This window comes from Methylobacterium hispanicum (assembly GCF_022179285.1).
Taxonomy (GTDB): Bacteria; Pseudomonadota; Alphaproteobacteria; order Rhizobiales; family Beijerinckiaceae; genus Methylobacterium; species Methylobacterium hispanicum.
This window is the reverse complement of the sequence record NZ_BPQO01000002.1, coordinates 26,611-44,136: the sequence shown is the minus strand read 5'-3', so window position 1 is coordinate 44,136 and position 17,526 is coordinate 26,611. Positions and strand designations below refer to the sequence as shown.

12 protein-coding genes and 1 tRNA gene are annotated in these 17,526 nt (G+C 67.6%); 4 read left to right on the top strand and 9 right to left on the bottom strand.

Annotation, left to right across the window (positions count from 1 at the left end):
- Positions 1-57: 57 nt before the first annotated feature.
- Positions 58-801: an SDR family oxidoreductase gene (locus MFF56_RS02205; protein ID WP_066927646.1), complete on the bottom strand. Its 744-nt coding sequence runs from the start codon at positions 799-801 to the stop codon at positions 58-60.
- An 86-nt stretch (positions 802-887) separates the two neighbouring features.
- Between MFF56_RS02205 and MFF56_RS02200 the strand changes: the two genes are divergently transcribed.
- Positions 888-962 (top strand) — tRNA-Gln (locus MFF56_RS02200).
- Positions 963-1,283: 321 nt separating this feature from the next.
- On the top strand, positions 1,284-3,509 hold the full coding sequence (locus tag MFF56_RS02195; RefSeq protein ID WP_066927645.1) for a tyrosine-type recombinase/integrase: 2,226 nt from the start codon (positions 1,284-1,286) through the stop codon (positions 3,507-3,509).
- Positions 3,510-3,970: 461 nt separating this feature from the next.
- On the opposite strand, the gene MFF56_RS32045 is transcribed toward MFF56_RS02195, so the two are convergent.
- Positions 3,971-6,601, bottom strand: a complete 2,631-nt coding sequence (locus tag MFF56_RS32045; protein WP_283207398.1) for a calcium-binding protein — start codon at positions 6,599-6,601, stop codon at positions 3,971-3,973.
- Positions 6,602-6,950: 349 nt separating this feature from the next.
- Here MFF56_RS32045 and MFF56_RS02180 point away from each other — a divergent pair, with 349 nt between their 5' ends.
- Positions 6,951-8,000, top strand: coding sequence for a helix-turn-helix domain-containing protein (locus MFF56_RS02180; protein ID WP_066922343.1), 1,050 nt, complete (start codon positions 6,951-6,953; stop codon positions 7,998-8,000).
- Positions 8,001-8,323: 323 nt separating this feature from the next.
- On the opposite strand, the gene MFF56_RS02175 is transcribed toward MFF56_RS02180, so the two are convergent.
- The 4 genes from MFF56_RS02175 to MFF56_RS02160 all read right to left on the bottom strand — a co-directional run bounded on the left by MFF56_RS02175 (position 8,324) and on the right by MFF56_RS02160 (position 12,144).
- On the bottom strand, positions 8,324-9,514 hold the full coding sequence (locus MFF56_RS02175) for an alpha/beta hydrolase family protein (protein WP_238229370.1): 1,191 nt from the start codon (positions 9,512-9,514) through the stop codon (positions 8,324-8,326).
- 7 nt (positions 9,515-9,521) lie between these two features.
- A complete protein-coding gene (locus MFF56_RS02170) occupies positions 9,522-10,613 on the bottom strand; it encodes an adenylate/guanylate cyclase domain-containing protein (protein ID WP_082773044.1) in 1,092 nt (363 codons plus the stop codon).
- An 87-nt stretch (positions 10,614-10,700) separates the two neighbouring features.
- Positions 10,701-11,171, bottom strand: coding sequence for a DUF2147 domain-containing protein (locus MFF56_RS02165; protein WP_066922339.1), 471 nt, complete (start codon positions 11,169-11,171; stop codon positions 10,701-10,703).
- 58 nt (positions 11,172-11,229) lie between these two features.
- Complete coding sequence (locus MFF56_RS02160; protein WP_066922337.1) at positions 11,230-12,144, bottom strand: SDR family oxidoreductase; 915 nt, start codon at positions 12,142-12,144, stop codon at positions 11,230-11,232.
- 104 nt (positions 12,145-12,248) lie between these two features.
- Between MFF56_RS02160 and MFF56_RS02155 the strand changes: the two genes are divergently transcribed.
- Positions 12,249-12,857, top strand: coding sequence for a TetR/AcrR family transcriptional regulator (locus MFF56_RS02155; RefSeq protein ID WP_066922335.1), 609 nt, complete (start codon positions 12,249-12,251; stop codon positions 12,855-12,857).
- Positions 12,858-13,573: 716 nt separating this feature from the next.
- On the opposite strand, the gene MFF56_RS02150 is transcribed toward MFF56_RS02155, so the two are convergent.
- The 3 genes from MFF56_RS02150 to MFF56_RS02140 form a co-directional block, all read right to left on the bottom strand.
- Complete coding sequence (locus tag MFF56_RS02150; protein WP_238229369.1) at positions 13,574-15,319, bottom strand: TadG family pilus assembly protein; 1,746 nt, start codon at positions 15,317-15,319, stop codon at positions 13,574-13,576.
- Positions 15,320-15,327: 8 nt separating this feature from the next.
- The gene (locus tag MFF56_RS02145; RefSeq protein WP_197430579.1) at positions 15,328-15,765 is read right to left on the bottom strand and encodes a TadE/TadG family type IV pilus assembly protein; all 438 of its coding nucleotides are present in this window, start codon (positions 15,763-15,765) and stop codon (positions 15,328-15,330) included.
- A 104-nt stretch (positions 15,766-15,869) separates the two neighbouring features.
- Complete coding sequence (locus tag MFF56_RS02140) at positions 15,870-17,093, bottom strand: YadA-like family protein (RefSeq protein WP_238229368.1); 1,224 nt, start codon at positions 17,091-17,093, stop codon at positions 15,870-15,872.
- Positions 17,094-17,526: the final 433 nt, after the last annotated feature.

Here is a 17,526-nt window from a genome sequence, read left to right as displayed (position 1 = left end):
CTGGCGCGGGTCGCCCGCATGTAAGCCGATCGTCGCGCCAGCGCAAAAGCGGCGCGCTCAGCCCCGCCCGATCCAGGGCATCTTCGTCGCGGCCAGCGTCATGAACTGGACGTTGGCCGAGAGCGGCAGCCCGGCCATGTAGAGCACCGCCTCGGCGACGTGGCGGACATCCATCACGGCCTCGGCGCGGAACGACCCGTCGGCCTGCCGGACGCTCTGGGCGAAGCCGCGCGTCATCTCGGTCTCGGCGTTGCCGATATCGATCTGCCCGCAGGCGATGTCGTAGGGGCGTCCGTCGAGTGCGGTCGCCTTGGTGAGCCCGGTGATCGCGTGCTTCGTCGCCGCGTAGGGCGCCGAGTGCGGACGCGGCACCTGCGCCGAGATCGAGCCGTTGTTGATGATGCGCCCGCCGCGCGGATCCTGTGCCTTCATCATCCGGAACGCGGCGCGCGTACAGAGGAAGGCGCCGGTGAGGTTCGTGTCGAGGCTCGCCCGCCAATCCTCGAGATCGATCTCGTCGATCGGTGCGGCCTTGGTGAAGATGCCGGCATTGTTGAACAGGACATCGATTCGGCCGAACGCCTCTCGCGTCCTCGCGAACAGACGATCGACTTGGTCAGGAGCGGTGACGTCGGACTCGACGACGATCGTGTTACCGCCGATCTCGGCCGCGACCTGTTCGAGCGGGGCCAGCCGCCGACCGGACAGAACGACGCCGTAATGCGCGGCCGCGAACGCACCGGCCACCGCGCGCCCGATCCCGGATCCCGCCCCGGTCACCATGGCGATCCGCTCGATCATCTGCGCCCCCTGCTCGACACCGCTTGTGCCGTCGCCATACCTGTTGCCACCGGCCCGATCCAGGGTTAGAGACCGCCCACCCTCGGTGGGGCGTCGCCAAGTGGTAAGGCAGCGGTTTTTGGTACCGCCATTCCCAGGTTCGAATCCTGGCGCCCCAGCCAAGCCTCCGCTAAGTCATTGATCTGACTGCAATCTGCTCGAGGCCGCCGACGCGGCCCAGCCGATTGTACGCAGAGCTGTTGCACGCGCTTGTCCACAGGGGCAGGCCGTTGACGATTTGTTCTAACGTGTACCGGCGCGGGGCGGTATACTGGTGGCGTAGGCGATTCCGTTGCGATGAGCGGACACGACCGCTTGGTGCCTCTGCTAAGGGGAGTTCCGCCACGGTTGCTCTCAGCCTGGGCACAACCGATCCGGCGAGTGCGCGCACACTCGGCTGGGCACTCAACGCGGAAAGCCTCCGCGTCCGGGACGATCCCGCCATGCGTAGCACCAGTCAGATCCGTGACCATCTCCGCGCCTATGTCGACCGGGAGCGAAGCGCGCGCTTGACGCGCCTGCGGCGCGACCTCGATCCGCCGCGTGATCCGCTCGTCGGCGACTGGCCGGCGCTGATGGAGAGGCGTGCGCGAGAGTACCGCATCTTCGGGCGTCTGCAGGCGCTCGCAGGCGAGGACGGCTTCGATGCGGGGTACGACAGCGAACTCGATGCGCGCCTCAATCAGGAAGGCTTCAGTCTGACGGAACGCGGAGCGATCCGCCGCCGCATCGTGAACGGCTATCTGCGCGATCTCGGACGCCCTGACGAGACCGGCCGGCTCACACCACCTCGCGCCTATCTCCAGGCCATGCTGATCAGCATGGGCGAGCCTGTGACCGAAGCCGGACTGAAAAAGTGCCTGCGCGGTCTCGCCGCCGTTTCGGGGCACGTCTCGTGCGAGTTCGCCACGACCTATGCCGAGGCCCGCCGCGATCCGCGGGAGGCCTGGGCCAACCTCTCGGCGATGCGTGCCAGGGGTGAGATGCCGCGCGACACGCTGGGCTGGGCCACATCCGACTTCGACGGGGCCGACAGCTTCGAGTGGGGCGACTTCGAGGTCCAGGCCCCAAACATGCCGCCGCAGTCAGAGGGAAGCGATACAGATCCGGCCGGTCTCAAATCCGCTCCCCTCAGCCAGCCGGCACCCGACCAAGACCCTATAGCCGACCGGAACCATCCACCCGCGGCATCAGACCCTGCGTCGTACCCTCCGAGGACGGAGGCGGCCGCACCGGAAGAGGCGTCAGGGCCATCGTCTTGGCCTTCGGAGCTTGACGGGAAGGATCGCGTTCCAGCCGCCACCGATCGCACTCCAGACGTCGATCAACGAGGTCTGGACGATGCGCGTGAGGGCAGCGAAGCCGATTCCGGTCCGGTCACGAACTCGCTGACCGAGGTGGTCGAACAACTCATCACGCACAAGGGCACCACCTGGGATGAGAAAACCCAGCGTCAGCACCGGTCGGTCGCGGCAATGCTGGGCAATATCGCAGGCACCGACGACCTGCGGCAGATCAAGCACGCCCATCTCGCTGCCTATATCCAGAACCTTTCGAATCTGCCGAAGTCCTACGGCAAGAGTTCACGTGACGCGGCGCTGCCGATCGCGGACTTGGTCGAGCGCGGACGAACGATGCGGGCCGCGGGGCAGACCGAGAAAGTCGGGCTCAGCCCCGCGACCGTGAACCGGCATATCACGCAGCTCTCGACGATCGCGAAATATTGCCGGGCCAAGCAGCGCCCGATCGGGAAGGTCGAGCTCCTGGGCGACTTCCGCCTGATCGACCCGGAGCGGGACGGCGAGAAGCGACCGGCTTTCGAGGTCGACGAGGTGAAGACGCTGTTCGCGCACCCCGTCTGGACGTCGACGGCCTCGGAAGCGGAGATGCTGCGGGTTGCACGGGGGCAGCAGATCTTCGCAGCCGTCTATTGGCTGCCGCTCCTGGGCTACTACACCTGCGCGCGCCTGTCCGAACTGGTCTACCTCGAGCTCGGCGACATCGATGTGGAGCAGGCCGCGCTCAAGATCCGGCCGACACGCAGACGGCGCCTCAAGAACGCGGTGTCGCGTCGGACGCTGCCACTCCATCCAGAGCTGATCCGCCTCGGCTTCCTGGATTACGTGCGGGGCAGATCCGGTGCACGAAGCGATCTGATCTTCGCGGAGATCGCGCAGTTTGGCGAGAACACGCCCTTGTCGAACCTGTTCGACAAGCGCTGGACGGTCGTTCTGGACGAAGCCGTGCCTTCGGCCCGTGAGGAGCGCAAGACATTCCATTCCTTTCGGCATTTCGGCAATACAGAGATGATCCGGCAGCAGGTGCTCGATCCCATCCGCGAGTCGATGATGGGCCATGAGGGCGCCACCGTGAACTCACGGAACTACAAGAAGACGCTCAAGCCTGAAGATCTGCAAACGGCCATTGCTGCCATTCCCGAAGTCACGCGGGATCTGCGGGCGTATGACTGGACGCTCATTGGGCCATCGCTGACGCTCGGCTCTTTGGGGGACCAAGTATCGGCAAATGGACGTTCGTCGCGCCGCCGATCCCTTCCATCATCGCCACTTCACTCGCTGCGGAAGGACAACAGGGAAGAAGCTGGACGGTCTTCTCTGCTGCCTGAGGCGTGTCCGCGCCGAAACCAGAAGCCGTTTGACGTGCCTTGAAGACCCATGCGGCACGTCAGCTTCGGTGACCAACTCACTGACGCAGACCTGCCGTTTTGCGCGCCATCTCGGCCATTCAGCAGACTTCCGGCATCTCAGAAGCGGACATTGGCTCAGGTCGGATCTCAGGTCTCAGATGCGCCGATTTTGTTGAAAAACTGCCAGGCGGCGCGCCAAGCATTGCTCAACACAGGTCGACGAAGAACATGTTTCTCTCATCGACCATACGATGCCACGATCACAACGTATCCTTGGCGGCGCGGCAGCAGGATTTTCTCTGGCAGGCGCCGGTCGTGGTGCTCCTTCGGACCGGCCCCGAGTTTTTCAACAAAATCCGCCATGAGCCGACATTGGGGTAGCTGGCGCTGAACCGCCGCTCTCGACCCCAAGCGGACGATGGCGTTCCCGAGGTCGAAGGTCCGATCCAAGTGTGGGACCGGACCTTCAAGAGTGTCATCGGGTCAGGCGAAGTAGCTCGCGTTGACCTGATCGGCCCGGATGCCGGCCAGATCGACCACACCGCCGCCCGAGAGGGTGAGCAGCGCGTCGCCGTTCTGGGCCGAGGTGACCGTGTAGGTCTGCCCACCCAGCGCGATCCGGTCGCCCTCGGCCTGGTTGAAGCCCAGGATCAGGTCGCGGCCGGAGTTCGTGTCGAACACGTAGCGGTCGGCGCCAAGCCCGCCCACCAGCGTGTCGTCGCCGATCCCGCCCACCAGCGTGTCGGCCCCCTGCCCACCGTAGAGCACGTCGTTGCCCTGGCCGCCGAACAGCAGGTCCGCGCCCTGGTTGCCGTAGACGAGGTCGTTGCCCTGGTTGCCGTAGACGATGTCGTTGCCGGCATTGCCGAACAGCACGTCGTTGCCCTGGTTGCCGTAGAGGCGATCGTCACCCTGGCCGCCATAGGCCCGGTCGTCACCCTGGCCCCCGTAGAGCGTGTCGGCGTCCTGGTTGCCGTAGATCAGGTCGTTGCCCTGGTTGCCGTACACGAGATCGTTGCCGGCGCCCCCCGTATACGTGTCGTTGCCCGAGAGCAGGCTGATCGTGTCGGAACCGCCCGTGCCGACGAGGTTGTCGTTGCCCGATGACGGGCCGACGGGGGCCGGCGTAGGATCGGGGTCGGACGGCGGCGGGGGCGGCGCCCCGACATCGAATAGCACGACATCGTTGCCGCCCGTCGCGCTCACGGTGCTGCCGTTGATGTTGCCGGTGTAGCTGATCCGGTAGCTGCGCCCGTTCGCGGTGAAGGTGGCACCGGGCGTGGTTGTAGTCGCGACGCCTCCGTTGATGACGAGCTTGCCGAACGTGCCCGTGACCGCGTCCCCACCATCGTTGTCGATGAGCCCCACGGTCTGACCCGCCGCGGTGGTGAAGGCGGTCGCTCCTTCGAGGTCGAGGGTCGCTCCGGTGTCGATGGTGACGGTGCCTGCGACGTTGATGCGGTCGGCCGCCGTCGTGCCGTTGATGTCCTGGCGATAGGTCGAGGTGGCATTGAGCGTGAGCGCGCCGGTGGACAGCGTGCCGACGTCCGAGAGCGCGGTGCCGCCGGCCGAGAGCGTGCCTGACACGGCAACACTGCCGCCGATCGTACCTGAACCGCCGGACCGGGCGCCCGCGCTGACCGTCAGGGTCGAAGCCGGGTCGGTGACGCCGTTCACCAGCAGGGTGCCGGACTGTACGAGCGTGGCGCCGGCATAGCTGTTGGACCCGCCTAAGACAACGGTGCCGGCAGAGCCGTTGGCCCCGATCGTCAGACCGCCGCCTGCACCGGAGCCAGGCGTATAGGTTGAACCAGGAACATTAGGCACGCCGGTGGCGCTGCTGTCCGCGATCGAGCCCGACAGCCTGAGCGTGGTGCCGGCGACAGGCGCCAACGTCGTCGTTCCGCTCTGGAGAAACAGGTCAGAGCCGGACGCCGCGCCGTTCCGATTGCTTACACCCTGGCCCGCGGTGACACCGCTGCTGGTGAAAGCGCTGTTGGTCGTCCCTGCCGTCGCTAGGACGAGCGTCGCGCCCGCACGAACGAACACCGCACCGCCGAAGGCGGCGCCGCCGCCCCCGTTGGCTCCTCCGCCGATGCCGCCGAAGCCACCGGTGCCGGCGGTACCACCACCGCCACCGCCGAAGCCACCGGTGCCTCCAACGCCACCGCCGCCACCGCCACCGCCGAAGCCACCAGTGCCGCCGCCGCTACCGCCGCCGCCGCCACCACCGAAATCGCCGCCGGCACCTCCTTGTGTGGCACCGCTACCACCCCCACCGCCACCACCGCCGCCAAGAGTGCCTGGGGTTCCCGACGAGGTTCCACCCCCTCCTGTGCCACCTAATCCTCCGGCATCCAGTCCATTGCCGCCCCCTCCGCCTCCTCCGAAGAAGCCCGCCTCCCCTCCGCCACCGCTACCACCGCCTGTGCCGCCACCGCCGCCGCCGCCGCCGCCGCTTCCAGAGCCAAGTCCGCCCGAGCCGCCGCCGGTCGCCGTTGCGCTATTACCATTGCGTCCAGTGCCGCCGCCGGCTCCTCCAGCGCCGCCGGGTCCGGCTCCACCAGACCCACCAGAGGAGTTGAAACTGCCGCCGCCGCCGCCGCCGCCGCTGTAGCCGCCGCCGCCGCCGATGCCGCCACTTGTTAGTGAACCACCGTTACCCCCAAGACCTCCGCCGCCGGCCCCAATGTTACCTGTGCCCACCCCCCCGACAGCCGTGTTGTTGGCAAAGCTGACGTTGGTGACGGTGGTGGTGCCGGTATTGACGAAGATCGCGCCACCGGCGCCCATACCGCCGCCGCTTCCTTGGCCGCCGGTCGCCTTGCCGTCTGCGATGGTGAGGTTCTGGATCGCCACCGTGCCCGACAGCACGAAGAAGACGCGGTTCGCGTTGCCACCGCTGATCGTCAGGCCGGGCGCATTGGCGCCGTCGATGGTGATGTCGGATTTGATGGCAGGCAGAGGCGTGCTGCCGACGATGATGGTCTGCCTGGCTAACCCCGCGGCGAAAGTGATGGTGCTTGCACCAGTTTCCGCATTGGCGCTGATGATGGCCTGACGCAGCGAGCCCGCACCGCTGTCGCTCGTGTTCGATACAGTGAAATCAGCCACGTCGGCCCTCTGCGACAAATCCAGACAGGCGCTGGCTCGAACAGTGCTCGGCTCGGCTCAGCAGCGCTCAGAGCATTCGATTTTATCGATTTCTTCACGGACCGCCTTAACCGAGCGTCCCAATCCACCGCGTGTAGCGACCAAGCAAGGTCGTGTTGCCCTGAAGTCACGCCTCGTCGTTTGCAATTTAAGCGTGTAGTCAGCTCGGGTCGCGCGAAGATTGTGTGGACAAGACGACCCAGCGCAGTTGCATGCCGTTGATGCCGGGCAGGGTCTGGGTTCTCGGCTGAGATACCGTATTTGCGGTCGGCCAGCGGTCTCGACCAGCAAACAGCATTGAGGAGGCGGCTTGAGTGGGGGGCAGCGAGAGGCCGGCGAACAGCCCGAGGCGGACAGGACGTTCTGCGCGCAGGCGTCCTTCTCGACGGACCTGCTCCCGCCGCACCAGCGCTTCGAGGCGTGGCGCGCGCTCATCGGCCTGACCCACGACCTCAGCGCCGATCCGGCCGGCTTCTCGGCCCAGCTGCGCACCGTGCGCGTGGACGAGATGCTCGTGCACGTGATGGACGCCTCACCCCAGGCGGTCGCCCGCTCGTCGGCGCAGGTCCGGCGCGACGGCCTCGACCACGTCGTGCTGCACTTGAGCCACCATGCCCAGCGCCTGACCTCGGGCGAGCGCGAGTTGCGCGTGCCGGCCGGCGCCATCACGCTGAACGATGTCACGCAGACGCATCGGCGTGCGACCGCACCGGAGCGGGGATCCGTGATCCTGAGCCTGCCGCGCGATCTCCTCGCCGAAGCGTTGCCGGGCCTCGACGGCCTGCACGGGCGCGTCCTCTACGACGGCGCGGGCAGCCTGATGCGCGACCACATGCTGGACCTCGCCGACCAAGCCGGGACGTTGCGGCGGGCGGCGGCGGCCGACGTGGCGCGCGTCACCGTGCATATGCTCGCGGCCTGCCTCGCCCCCACGGCCGAGCTGATCGCGCGCGCTCGCGAGCCACTCGCGCACGCCCTCGTCCGCCGGGCCAGGCGCTACATCGAGGCCAACCTCGCCGCGCCGACACTGACCCCGGACAGCGTCTGCCATGCCATGGGCGTCTCGCGCTCGACGCTGTTTCGCGCCTTCCAGCCCTACGGCGGGGTGGCACGGGTGATCTGGGAGCGTCGCTTGCAGGCCCTGCGGCGGGACCTTCTGGGCGGTGCGCCCGGCACGATCGCGGAGATCGGCGAGCGCTACGGTTTCGGCAGCGGCGTCCAGATCAGCCGCAGCTTCCGCCGCGCGTTCGGCCTGAGCCCGTCCGAGTTCCGCCAGGAGCAGACGATCCGGCTGCGGGACAGGCTGCCGGCTGCGCCGGGACCGGACCTCTTCACGCAGTGGGTTCGGCATCACGGATGAAGGCCCGCTCCCGGAGGCGAAGCGGTCCGACACGCAGACGCACGTCGATGTCGCCTTCCCACCCCATCCGGACCTTCGGCGGAGGCGGCTCGAATGTCTGCAAGGGGTCAGGAGTTCGCACGGCGATTGTTCGGCTGTGCGCCATAAGCGGCCTTTCAAACAGAGCCCTCGGAATGGCCGCTTAGCCTCCGAAAGCTGCCATTGGCATGGAGTGGCAAGTCCCGGCGGCCACAACACCCTCGAACCGGTCTCTGCCGTAGCTTTTCGAGCCGCGGGACAGATCGCTCAGGCGATCCCGCCGCGCGGTGATGCGAGTGCGGGCATCAGGTGCGTCGTCTGCGGTCCACCTGCCTCGGCAGCACCGGGAAAAGCACTGGTGCCGCGGCCAGGATCGGCTTCCACGTCGCGCTCCAATTCTCCATTGGAACCGGATCGGAGCGGTGGACGAGGTCGAGGAACGCCAAGCCCGCCTCCGCCGTCGCACGCTTGACCAAGGGGTTCAGCGGCCCGCCGTTCCGGAGGGAGCGGTCGGTGAAGACGCTGTGCGAACCACCCTGGAACACGACGAGGGCCTTCTGCGCCGTGGGAACGGCGTTGAAGACATCGACGCGGTCCTGCACCGGGGAATAGCGGCCGGGTATGCGGATCGTGTCTTCCGTCGTGGTCACGTGGAGGGTGGGGACATTCACCGAGGCAAGGACCGCGGCGAGGTCGGCCTCGCCGTAGAAGGGCGGTGCCGATATGACGATGCTCGCCGTGAAGCGCGGGTCCCTGTGCCCGACGGGTTTCCCGTCCCGGATCACTTGGGCGCCGGTGAGGATCAGGGTGGTGTTCGCCCCGTAGGAGTGGCCGGCCGCGACGATGCGTTTCCGGTCGATGGCGGCATGGAAGGGACTGTCACGGCTGAGCAGTCGGTCGAGGCCGAAACTCACGTCCCGGGTCCGCTCGATGGCCTCGCGCTCGTCCGCCGCGCCGTCGAGGCGGTCGAGAAGCAGGAGCGGGTTACCCTCCCAAAGAGTCTGGTCGCTGCCGACATGCTGGATATGCAGGCTGGCGGTCCCGCGAGCCGACCATCCCTCGCCGAGGTAGCTGTAGCCTTTTCGCGTGCCGCCGAGCCCATGAGAAAAGACGATCAGCGGGATCGGTCCCTTTATGTTGGAGGTGGCGGGCCAGTAGAGCCGGGCCGGCACCGCGCGCTGACGCGAGGGGTCGACCCATTCGAAGTCGATGAACCGTGCCTCGGCGGACGAAGGCAGGGCCCCTGCCGGAAGAGGCGCGAGCCAGGCTCCAGCACTCGCCGCCAGGGCCATCGCGCAGAAGCGGCGGCGGCTGAGGCCGCGGGAGCTCGGCTCCGGGAGAGCACATGAACGTTTCGCGACATCGGCAATGGTGTTCATGAAGGTCTCGCGATGATTGATGGGCAGGTTGATCGGGATGGACCCTGGCGGCTCGTGTTTGGCACCTCTACGGACGTCGATGGGTGTTTGGCCGCCATCCGGAAGTGCCGACGCCATGCCTCGCTCATGACAAGCGATGGAAAGCGTCTGCTCCGGATCCCTGAAGAGGGCGGCCGACAACCTCGCCGACGACCGCGAGCCTCCGCCGTTCGACGAGCGCATGCACGGCCATCTCCCCGCTGCGCCCCCTCAGGGCATACTGCCCCAAGGCTTCCGCTTCGATGCCGTCCGGGAGCACGGGGATTCTGGAAAGGACGGCTTCCGAAACGAGCACGGACCGCTTCGTCTCCCGGCACAGGCCTTCCAATCGGGCGGTCGCGTTCATGACGTCGCCGAAGTAGGCGATCTTGTGCCGGTCGACGCCTATCTCGGCCGTGACGACACTGCCGCCATGCAGAGCCGCGCGAAGTTCCGGGACAAGTCCGAACCTTTTTGTCCATCGGTCACGGTCATCGCGGAGCGTTTTTCGGATCGCGAAGACGCAGTCGATGCACCTCGCCCGCTCGACGCCCTGCATCAGCGGCCATGATATGATCACCTGATCGCCAATGTAATCGTCGATCTGACCGCGGTGCCGGCGAATCGGTTCGGCAATCGTCTCGAAGACGTCTTTCAGCAGTTCCTGCGCCGCGAAGTCCCCGTGCTTCTCCGCATAGGTGGTCGAACCGACGAGGTCGAGGAACAGGAAGATGCGCTCCTCGCTTCGCGGGCGGTGATAGCGTCCGAGGATCAGGTTGGTGAACGTCCTGCTTCCGATCAGGTCACGCACGCGCAGCACGCCGATGAGGAGGGCCGACACCGCCATCGCGTAGAGCACGGCCTGGAGCCGGGGTGTCACGAGCTCGGTCAGGCTCTTGTCCGTCAGCCCCAGGGCTCGGACCACGAGGCCCGTCGCGGACATTCCTACGACGATCACGAGAAGCAGGCTGATCTCCGCCGCTGCGAAGTACGCCAGGGAGGGCAGTCGCCGCAGGCAGGTCGTGTACCGCGGGAACAGGGCACCGCGCTCGTAGGCGATGGCGAGGACGCCGATGCACGTGCCGTACGTCACGCCGAGCACGGCCGGCCCCTCGTGGAACAGGATGCCATACAGGGCGCCGAACGCGGCGCTGGCGGCGGCGATGACGATCCAGAACGTAAGCGAGCCGTTCGTCATCGTTTCCATCCGGGTGGGAGGCGTTCTGGGATGGCCGGGGCAGGGCCATGTGCATGGGATCGTTGGGATCGGGTTCGTCGAGGCGTCCTACCGTGCCCGGCGCAGGATGATCGTTTGGCCGAGAAGCGGGATACCGAGGTACCCACGCAACTCCATGTGCCTGTTTACCAGCGAGACATATGCCGAGTAGGTACGACCGGACGAGCCGTCGTAGAGACTCCCTCCTTCCCGGCGCCGGCCTTCCTGATCCCATCTCAGGCCGGACAGGATGACCGTGCCTCGCAGGTTGCGGCCACGCAGGGCCGGATCCGGGTTCAGGGTATTGGCCCGGGAGGTCCTGCCGTCGGCTTCCATGACGCGTGCGCTATGGATGATGCGGGCCTCGTAGGTCTCGTCCACCTCATAGACTTCGAACTTGAGCTGGCCGTCGTCCTCGGCCCACACGCCGACGATGTCCTGCGCCGAGGGCGTCTGAGCGGAGGCCGGCCCCGCCGGCAGTCCCACCAACAACCCAGCCAGGATCGCGGCCCATGGCAGCCACCATCTCGATCCCGGCATCCGGCGGCTCCTGTGCTGGTCGACGTTTGATTGGGACGGCTCGCCCAATGACCAGGACCTATTGGAAAGCAGCGCCGGACAGCCGTTCGGCCTCGGTCCACAACCGAGCCGCAATGGCCTCGTCCCGGGCTTGGGCCGGAATGGCGGCAGGGCCGGGCGGGCCGCGGGTCTCGCCCAAACGCGTCGGGCCATAGTATCCCCCGCCCGACGCGAGCGGCGATGACGCGGCATACAGGGTCGGCAGGGCTCCCTGCGCCGCCGGCTGGAACATAAACCACAGGTAGGTCCGCATGACGCCGGCGAAGCTCCGGCGACCCGAGCCGTTCGGCAACAAGTCCGTCCGCGAGATCCCCGGATGCGCGGCAAGGCTGGTTATCCCCCAGCCGTTCGCGTCGCTGCGCCGCCGCAGTTCGAGCGCGAACATCAGGCACGCGAGCTTCGACTGGCTGTAGGCCGCCATCGGGCGATAAGCGCGCTCCGCCTGCAGGTCGTCGAAGTCGATGCGGCCGCTGCGTGCCGCCACGCTCGACAGCGTGACCACGCGGGGCTCGCGCCCCCGCCGCAGTAAAGGTAGCAGGTGGGCGGTGAGCGCAAAGTGTCCGAGGTAGTTCGTGGCGAACTGCAACTCGTAACCATCGCTTGATGTCTTGCGCGTCGGCGGTTTCATCACCGCGGCATTGTTGATCAGCAGGTCGACGCCCTTTAGGTCGCCCACCATGCGCTCAGCGAAGGCGGCAATCGAAGCAAGGCTTGCCAGGTCGAGAAGCTCGAAGCGGACCCTGCCGTCCGGCGACTTCTGGCGTATCGCCGCGATGGCCTGTGCACCCCTAGTCGGGTTTCGCCCGGCGACGATGACCTCAGCGCCCGCCTGCGTCAGTGCGAGCGCATCCTCGAACCCGAGGCCCCCTGTCCCGGTCACGATTGCAACCCGTTCCGACTGGGACGGCAGGTCCTTCAACGCCCAATCAGACATCTGGGTTTTTTCCCCTTGCCCAAGGCCAAATCGCACTCGATGCAAAAATATTCTCGCACCGAGTGCAGCTTTGTATGTGCGGAATCGCATGCCAGAACGCGGGCATGGACATCGTGTCATCGAAGCCGAGTGGCGTGCGCGCGCGTAAGCGCCAGGAAACGCTGGAGCGGATCGCGGAAACTGGCCTGAGGCTCTTCAGCCGGAACGGCTATGAGGCGACGACCCTCGACGCCATCGCCGAGGGCGCCGGAATTTCACGTCGGACTTTCTTCCACTACTTCAAGTCGAAGGAGGAGATCCTTCTGGATTGGCAGTTGCGGGGGTTCAGCGCATCCCTTCGCAAGGCTGTCCTAGCACAGCCTGCCGGAAAGGGACCAGTGGAGGTGGTCCGCGATGCCATGCTGATACTATCCGATGGCTTTCGGACCCAGGAATTCATCAGCATCGACCGAGTTCTGCGGTCCAGCGAAACTCTCAAGGCGCGTAAGCAGGCGACCTATGGCCTGCATGAGCAGGCTTTGTATGCGACGCTTATGGAGCGATGGCCGGATCCTGACCGTGGCGCAACCCTACGACTCGTCGCGATGGCCTCGCTTGGCGCCATGCGTCTGGCAATTGAGGCGTGGATACAGGCGGGTGGAGATCGGCCGGTGGACTCCTTCCTGCACGCTGCGTTCGACGGGCTCGCATCCGAGTTCGGAAAGCCTTCTTGATAGCTTAGGACCCTATGCGGATGGACCCGCCAGGATCCGTTAGGCTGACAGCGTGGTCAGGCTGCCGCTCGCTGGGAAACGGGGCGACGGCGCAGCGCGGTTTGCTCAATCGACGGAGGTGCGTAGCCCGACAATCACAGCGGGGCTACGTCGGTGCCCGGTGGCTCGATGGCATCGAGCGTCGTATTATCGAGGACCACCTTCGGCCCCCGAGATAGCTGTCGAGCTGTTCGGGCGTGCGCGGCCCGATGACCGCCGACGAGAGCGCCGAGCGCGTAGCCGGCTCGCGGTCCAGCAGGCTTCACGGGTGCCGCCACATAAGGATGTCACCGTCGAGATCGACAACCTTCCAGCCCGGTTTGACGGCTACACTCCTGTACCCGAACCTGCTGATGTCATGCCCGCCGCAGACAGGTCCGCTTCTTCGTAACGAGCAGACGTCTGGGTCGGCACAGTTGAAAGTCTGCAAGGGGGCAGGAGTTCGCACACCGCTTGTTCGGCTGTGCGCCATGTGCTGACACTCCGTCGGGAGATGCTGAACCGCCGCTCCCGACCCGTTGCGGACCCTGGAAAGGTCCGCTTCGAGGCTGTTGATGAGATAGGGTCTTACGTCTGGGTGGGGTGGATTTCGGACATTCATCTTCGAAGTTGAGAAGGTCTGCTTACGACCCTGAGACTGTTGCGCATCACAATCAGCAAACGCCTGAGCGGTTTGGCTACTGCACTAGCACAGCACCGTCGCAGACGGTGTCAGGGATAGTCACGTCCACGTACCCCACGTGTACGCCGACTGTACGCAGCACACCGTCGAGAATGCCGTCGATCGAGGGGGCGACCGCCGTGAGCGTCGGTCCGAGGAGGGGCTTCAAGAGCACCATCAGCCCCGGATCCGCTCCAGCGATGCTGAGCTTCAAGCTCCACAGCAAGCTGCTGGTAAGCGATCGCGCGAGCCCCGTACTGGCGACGCGGCGCGTCGCGCCCCGGGCGATGTCACCGTCCGTGAAGGTTATGCTCTGGGCTGCCGACGCAGCGAGATCGGTGCGGCCCTGCGCTGTCACCGAGACCGCCGGCAGGCTTAGCAGGATCGCGGCGCGGGTCAGGTCGGGGCCTGGCCCTCCGAGCACGACGGACGAGCGCGGCATGTCCGCAACCGCCAGGGTGAGCAGGCCCGGCTGCGCGTCGACGCCAACGCGGCGCTCCCTTCTGCCCGACCAGGGGCAGGTCAGCGCGCGCAGCGTCGCTCGCCCCGGGGCGACCTCGACGTAGAGGGGCAGGTTGAGGCTGCCAAGACCGAGCGGGGCGGCGAGCGCGACCTCTAGCAGGAGCCGGACCTGTGCCGTGTGGACGGAGGCCTCCAAGCCTCCCGGCCGCGCCCAGCCCGAATTCTGCCGACGTTCACCCATCGCGAGGGTCAGGCGCGCCGAGAGTAGGCCGGGCACGCTCGCTCCGAGATCGACCGAGACCGGGCGCTGACCGTTTCCGAGGTTCGCCGCATTCGCGATCAGGTCGAGTAGGCCGAGGGGCGGCCCCTTGGAGCTGGGCTCCATCGACAGGTGTATGGCGGCGCCCAGATCGGCGATCCGCGCGACCGGCACCGTGGCGGCCGAGCTGGCCGAGCCCGCAAGACCGCTCAGGACAGTGCCGAGCGCGGCGAGCGCCGGCGCAGCGTTCGCCTCGCCCTGCGCCGCGACTCGCAAGGCACCGACAATCTGCCCCATGCTGGCCCGCGCCTGCAAAATCTCCGCGTAGCGCCCGACCGGTCGCCCGAGGCTAGCCGCCAGCGCGTCGAGAAAGCGCAACGCGTCGACCCTGGTCGAGAGAAGCGCGGTGTAGTCCAGAGTGGTCAGCGACAGCCGGGTGCCGAGCATGGCGCCGAGCACCGCGTTGCCGATGCCTGCGTCGAGGGAGGCGGCTCCGGAGCCGATGGTCAGGGCGGCGAACTGCGCCTGCGCAGCGGTCCCCGTTACCGCAACAGGGATTGTCCGCGGCAGGCCGACGAACTGCCCGAGATGTGTCCGCACCCCGGTCTGCATGGAGACGCGTACCGCGTTGCCGGAGGGGAGGCCAGCCGTGAAGCGCGTGGCGGCATCCACGGCCGCGTCAGCCCGGTAGAGGCCGAGGCTCACGGTGACGGAGCCCTCATGGCCATAACCGTTATCTGCGAGCGAGCGGCGCGCAAGGGGTTCGGCCTGAGCCAGGTTCGAGGCGGCCACAAGGACCGCGAGATCGACCGCACCTTGAGCGCGGCGGCGCGCCAGCGCGATGCCACCGAGATCGATGCCGATACTCGCCAGCGCCATGACGGCCAGGGCGCCCGCGGCCGTCACCACGAGCACGCTGCCGCGGCAGTCGCGCCGCAGGTCCCGGACCAATGCGCGAAGCCGCGTCGCGACCCAGACGGCGGGTTTGCGGCGGGCGACCGCTCGCCAACCCGCGACGACGGCGGGCAGGTGCAGGGGCATGGGCGTCCTCACAATCCGCCGCGGCGGAGGCTGGCGGTGCGCACGAGCGTGCGCGGCACCGGGATCTGCTGCGGGATCAGGTTGAGCAGCGTGGCGTTGAGGTCGCTGCGCAGCGTGACGGTGAACAGGTCAGGATCGGACATGTCCGGCCCGGCCGCGATCGTGATCGCGCCGCCGGTCAGGAGCGGGTTCGCGGCAAGACCGCGCCGGGCCGCCTCGGTGGCGAGCGCAACGCGCTCGGCCGAATCGAGGCCGGCGATCGCCGCTCTGGCGGCCTCGCTCGCGATGCTCTGCAGGCCGTGCGCGAAGCCCAGGAACGAGCCGAAGGCGACGATGCCGAGAAGCAGCGCCACGAGCAGGGGGGCCACGAGCGCGAATTCGACCGCGGCCGCGCCCGATCGCTCGGACAGGCGTGCCGCCCGCGCGGACCATTCGTCTCGGATCATACGGCCTCGCAGGGCAAGGAACGCCATCGACGGGGGCCTCTCCAGGGTGCGGCGCGCGGGCCCCAGAAGGCTCGGCGGGATCGGCAGCGGAGCGAGCGGCTCGCCTACCAGGCGAGTGTCAAGCCGCCGCGGCCGGCGACGTTGGCCTGTCCGCTGGTCGAGAAGCCGACGCCACCTGAGACGAACAGGTTGTCGGAGACCCGCGCGACGCCGCTCGCCCCGAAGCCCGTCTCGCCCCGGTAGGTGCCGAAGCTCGTCGAGACCGCGAAGGTCTTGCCCGCCGGCAGCACCGCGCCGGTCAGTGCCAGGGCGATCGCGGTTCCCTGGTAGGCGCCGCGCATCTCGCGCTGCAGCCGACCGACGCTGCTCTCCAGCGCACCGACCCGTCCGCCAAGCGCGTCGACCCGCCCCTCCAGCGCGGCGATGTTGCCCGGGCCGTAGCCCGAGGCGGCGAGGTTGCCGGCGGCATCCGTGGTGATGAACTGGGTCGCGCCGCTCTGGGCGTTCCGGCTCGCCGCGGACGCGATGCCGGCCATGGTGTAGGTGCTCTGCCCGGAGCCGAGCGCGACCTGCCCGGCCCGGCTCGTCCGCGCGCCCGTCCCGATCGCGACGGACCCGGCCTGCGTCGCGCTCGCGTTTCTGCCGAGCGCGACCGAGCCATCCCCCGCCGCGTTCGCGCCGCTGCCCAGCGCCGTCGCGCCGTTGCCGCTCGCCGCCGCCCCGTGGCCGCCCGCGACGGCGTCCTGGCCCGTCGCGAGCGGCGTGCCGGCCCGGCTCGTATCGGTCCCGCGCAGGGGAACGTCCTGCGCCGCACCTATCTGCTGCTCCAGCCTGCTGAGCCGGAGCGCGATGTCCCCGAAGCCTGCGCCGGGCCCGCCGCTGTCGATGGTGACGACCTCCCCCGGCCCCGTCGTCGGTTTCGTCGGGCCGGAGGGCTGGCCCGTCGGGCCGAACGGCAAACCGGTCGGACCGCCGCCGGGGCCCGTCGCCGTCGTGGTGCCGAGCGTGACCCCGGTCCCGAGCAGACCGTCGCCCGGCCCCGTGGTGCCGACGACGACACCGGTGCCGATGGCGCCGCCCGGCGCGTTCGTTCCCACCGTGACACCGGTTCCGAGAACGCCGTCACCCGGGTTGGTCGAGCCGACGGTGACGCCGGTGCCCAGGAGGCTGCCCGTGGTCCCGACCGTCAGCCCGGTCCCGAGCACGCCGCCGCCCGGCGCGGTCGTTCCCACGGTGAGGCCGGTTCCGAGCACGCCCGAGCCGGACCCCGTGTCCAGCAGACCCCGAAGGAGCTGGGCCTGAGCCGGCCCGGCCGCCGAGGCCAGCAAGATCGTCCCGACAAGGGCGGCCGGTGGGAGGGACCCGTGCAGATCGAGGCGCGCGGCAGCACGCCGCGACCGCGGCTGAGCGGTGGGATGTCCGAACATGGGCTGTACTCGATTCGTGCGGGATGGTTTCGATGCAGGTGAACCAGATTCGCATCGGCGGATGATCAGTCTGGTATCTTCATAGTACCAAATAATAACTTAAGGTTACACTAAAATAGCAAACCACAAGTGATAATTGTTGATATTATATCGAATTATACTGGGGTGTACTGCGAATTTGCGCGCGGAAAACCAGTCTCTCCGCGCGCGAACCATCGTCGATCCGACGACGTCGGCATGCATGGCCCCGCCACCCAGCGCATGCAGGCGGTCGGCCGGTATTGGCGTCCGGAGACAGACCGACCGGAACGGATCCAGCCGCATCGTGAGCGCC

Coding starts and splice junctions, on each gene's coding strand:
- MFF56_RS02150 (WP_238229369.1), bottom strand. CDS start 15,319: ATGCCCCTGCACCTGCCCGCCGTCGTCGCGGGTTGGCGAGCGGTCGCC.
- MFF56_RS02165 (WP_066922339.1), bottom strand. CDS start 11,171: ATGCCGGGATCGAGATGGTGGCTGCCATGGGCCGCGATCCTGGCTGGG.
- MFF56_RS02145 (WP_197430579.1), bottom strand. CDS start 15,765: ATGATCCGAGACGAATGGTCCGCGCGGGCGGCACGCCTGTCCGAGCGA.
- MFF56_RS02160 (WP_066922337.1), bottom strand. CDS start 12,144: ATGTCTGATTGGGCGTTGAAGGACCTGCCGTCCCAGTCGGAACGGGTT.
- MFF56_RS02175 (WP_238229370.1), bottom strand. CDS start 9,514: ATGGCGTCGGCACTTCCGGATGGCGGCCAAACACCCATCGACGTCCGT.
- MFF56_RS02170 (WP_082773044.1), bottom strand. CDS start 10,613: ATGACGAACGGCTCGCTTACGTTCTGGATCGTCATCGCCGCCGCCAGC.
- MFF56_RS02205 (WP_066927646.1), bottom strand. CDS start 801: ATGATCGAGCGGATCGCCATGGTGACCGGGGCGGGATCCGGGATCGGG.
- MFF56_RS02195 (WP_066927645.1), top strand. CDS start 1,284: ATGCGTAGCACCAGTCAGATCCGTGACCATCTCCGCGCCTATGTCGAC.
- MFF56_RS02155 (WP_066922335.1), top strand. CDS start 12,249: ATGGACATCGTGTCATCGAAGCCGAGTGGCGTGCGCGCGCGTAAGCGC.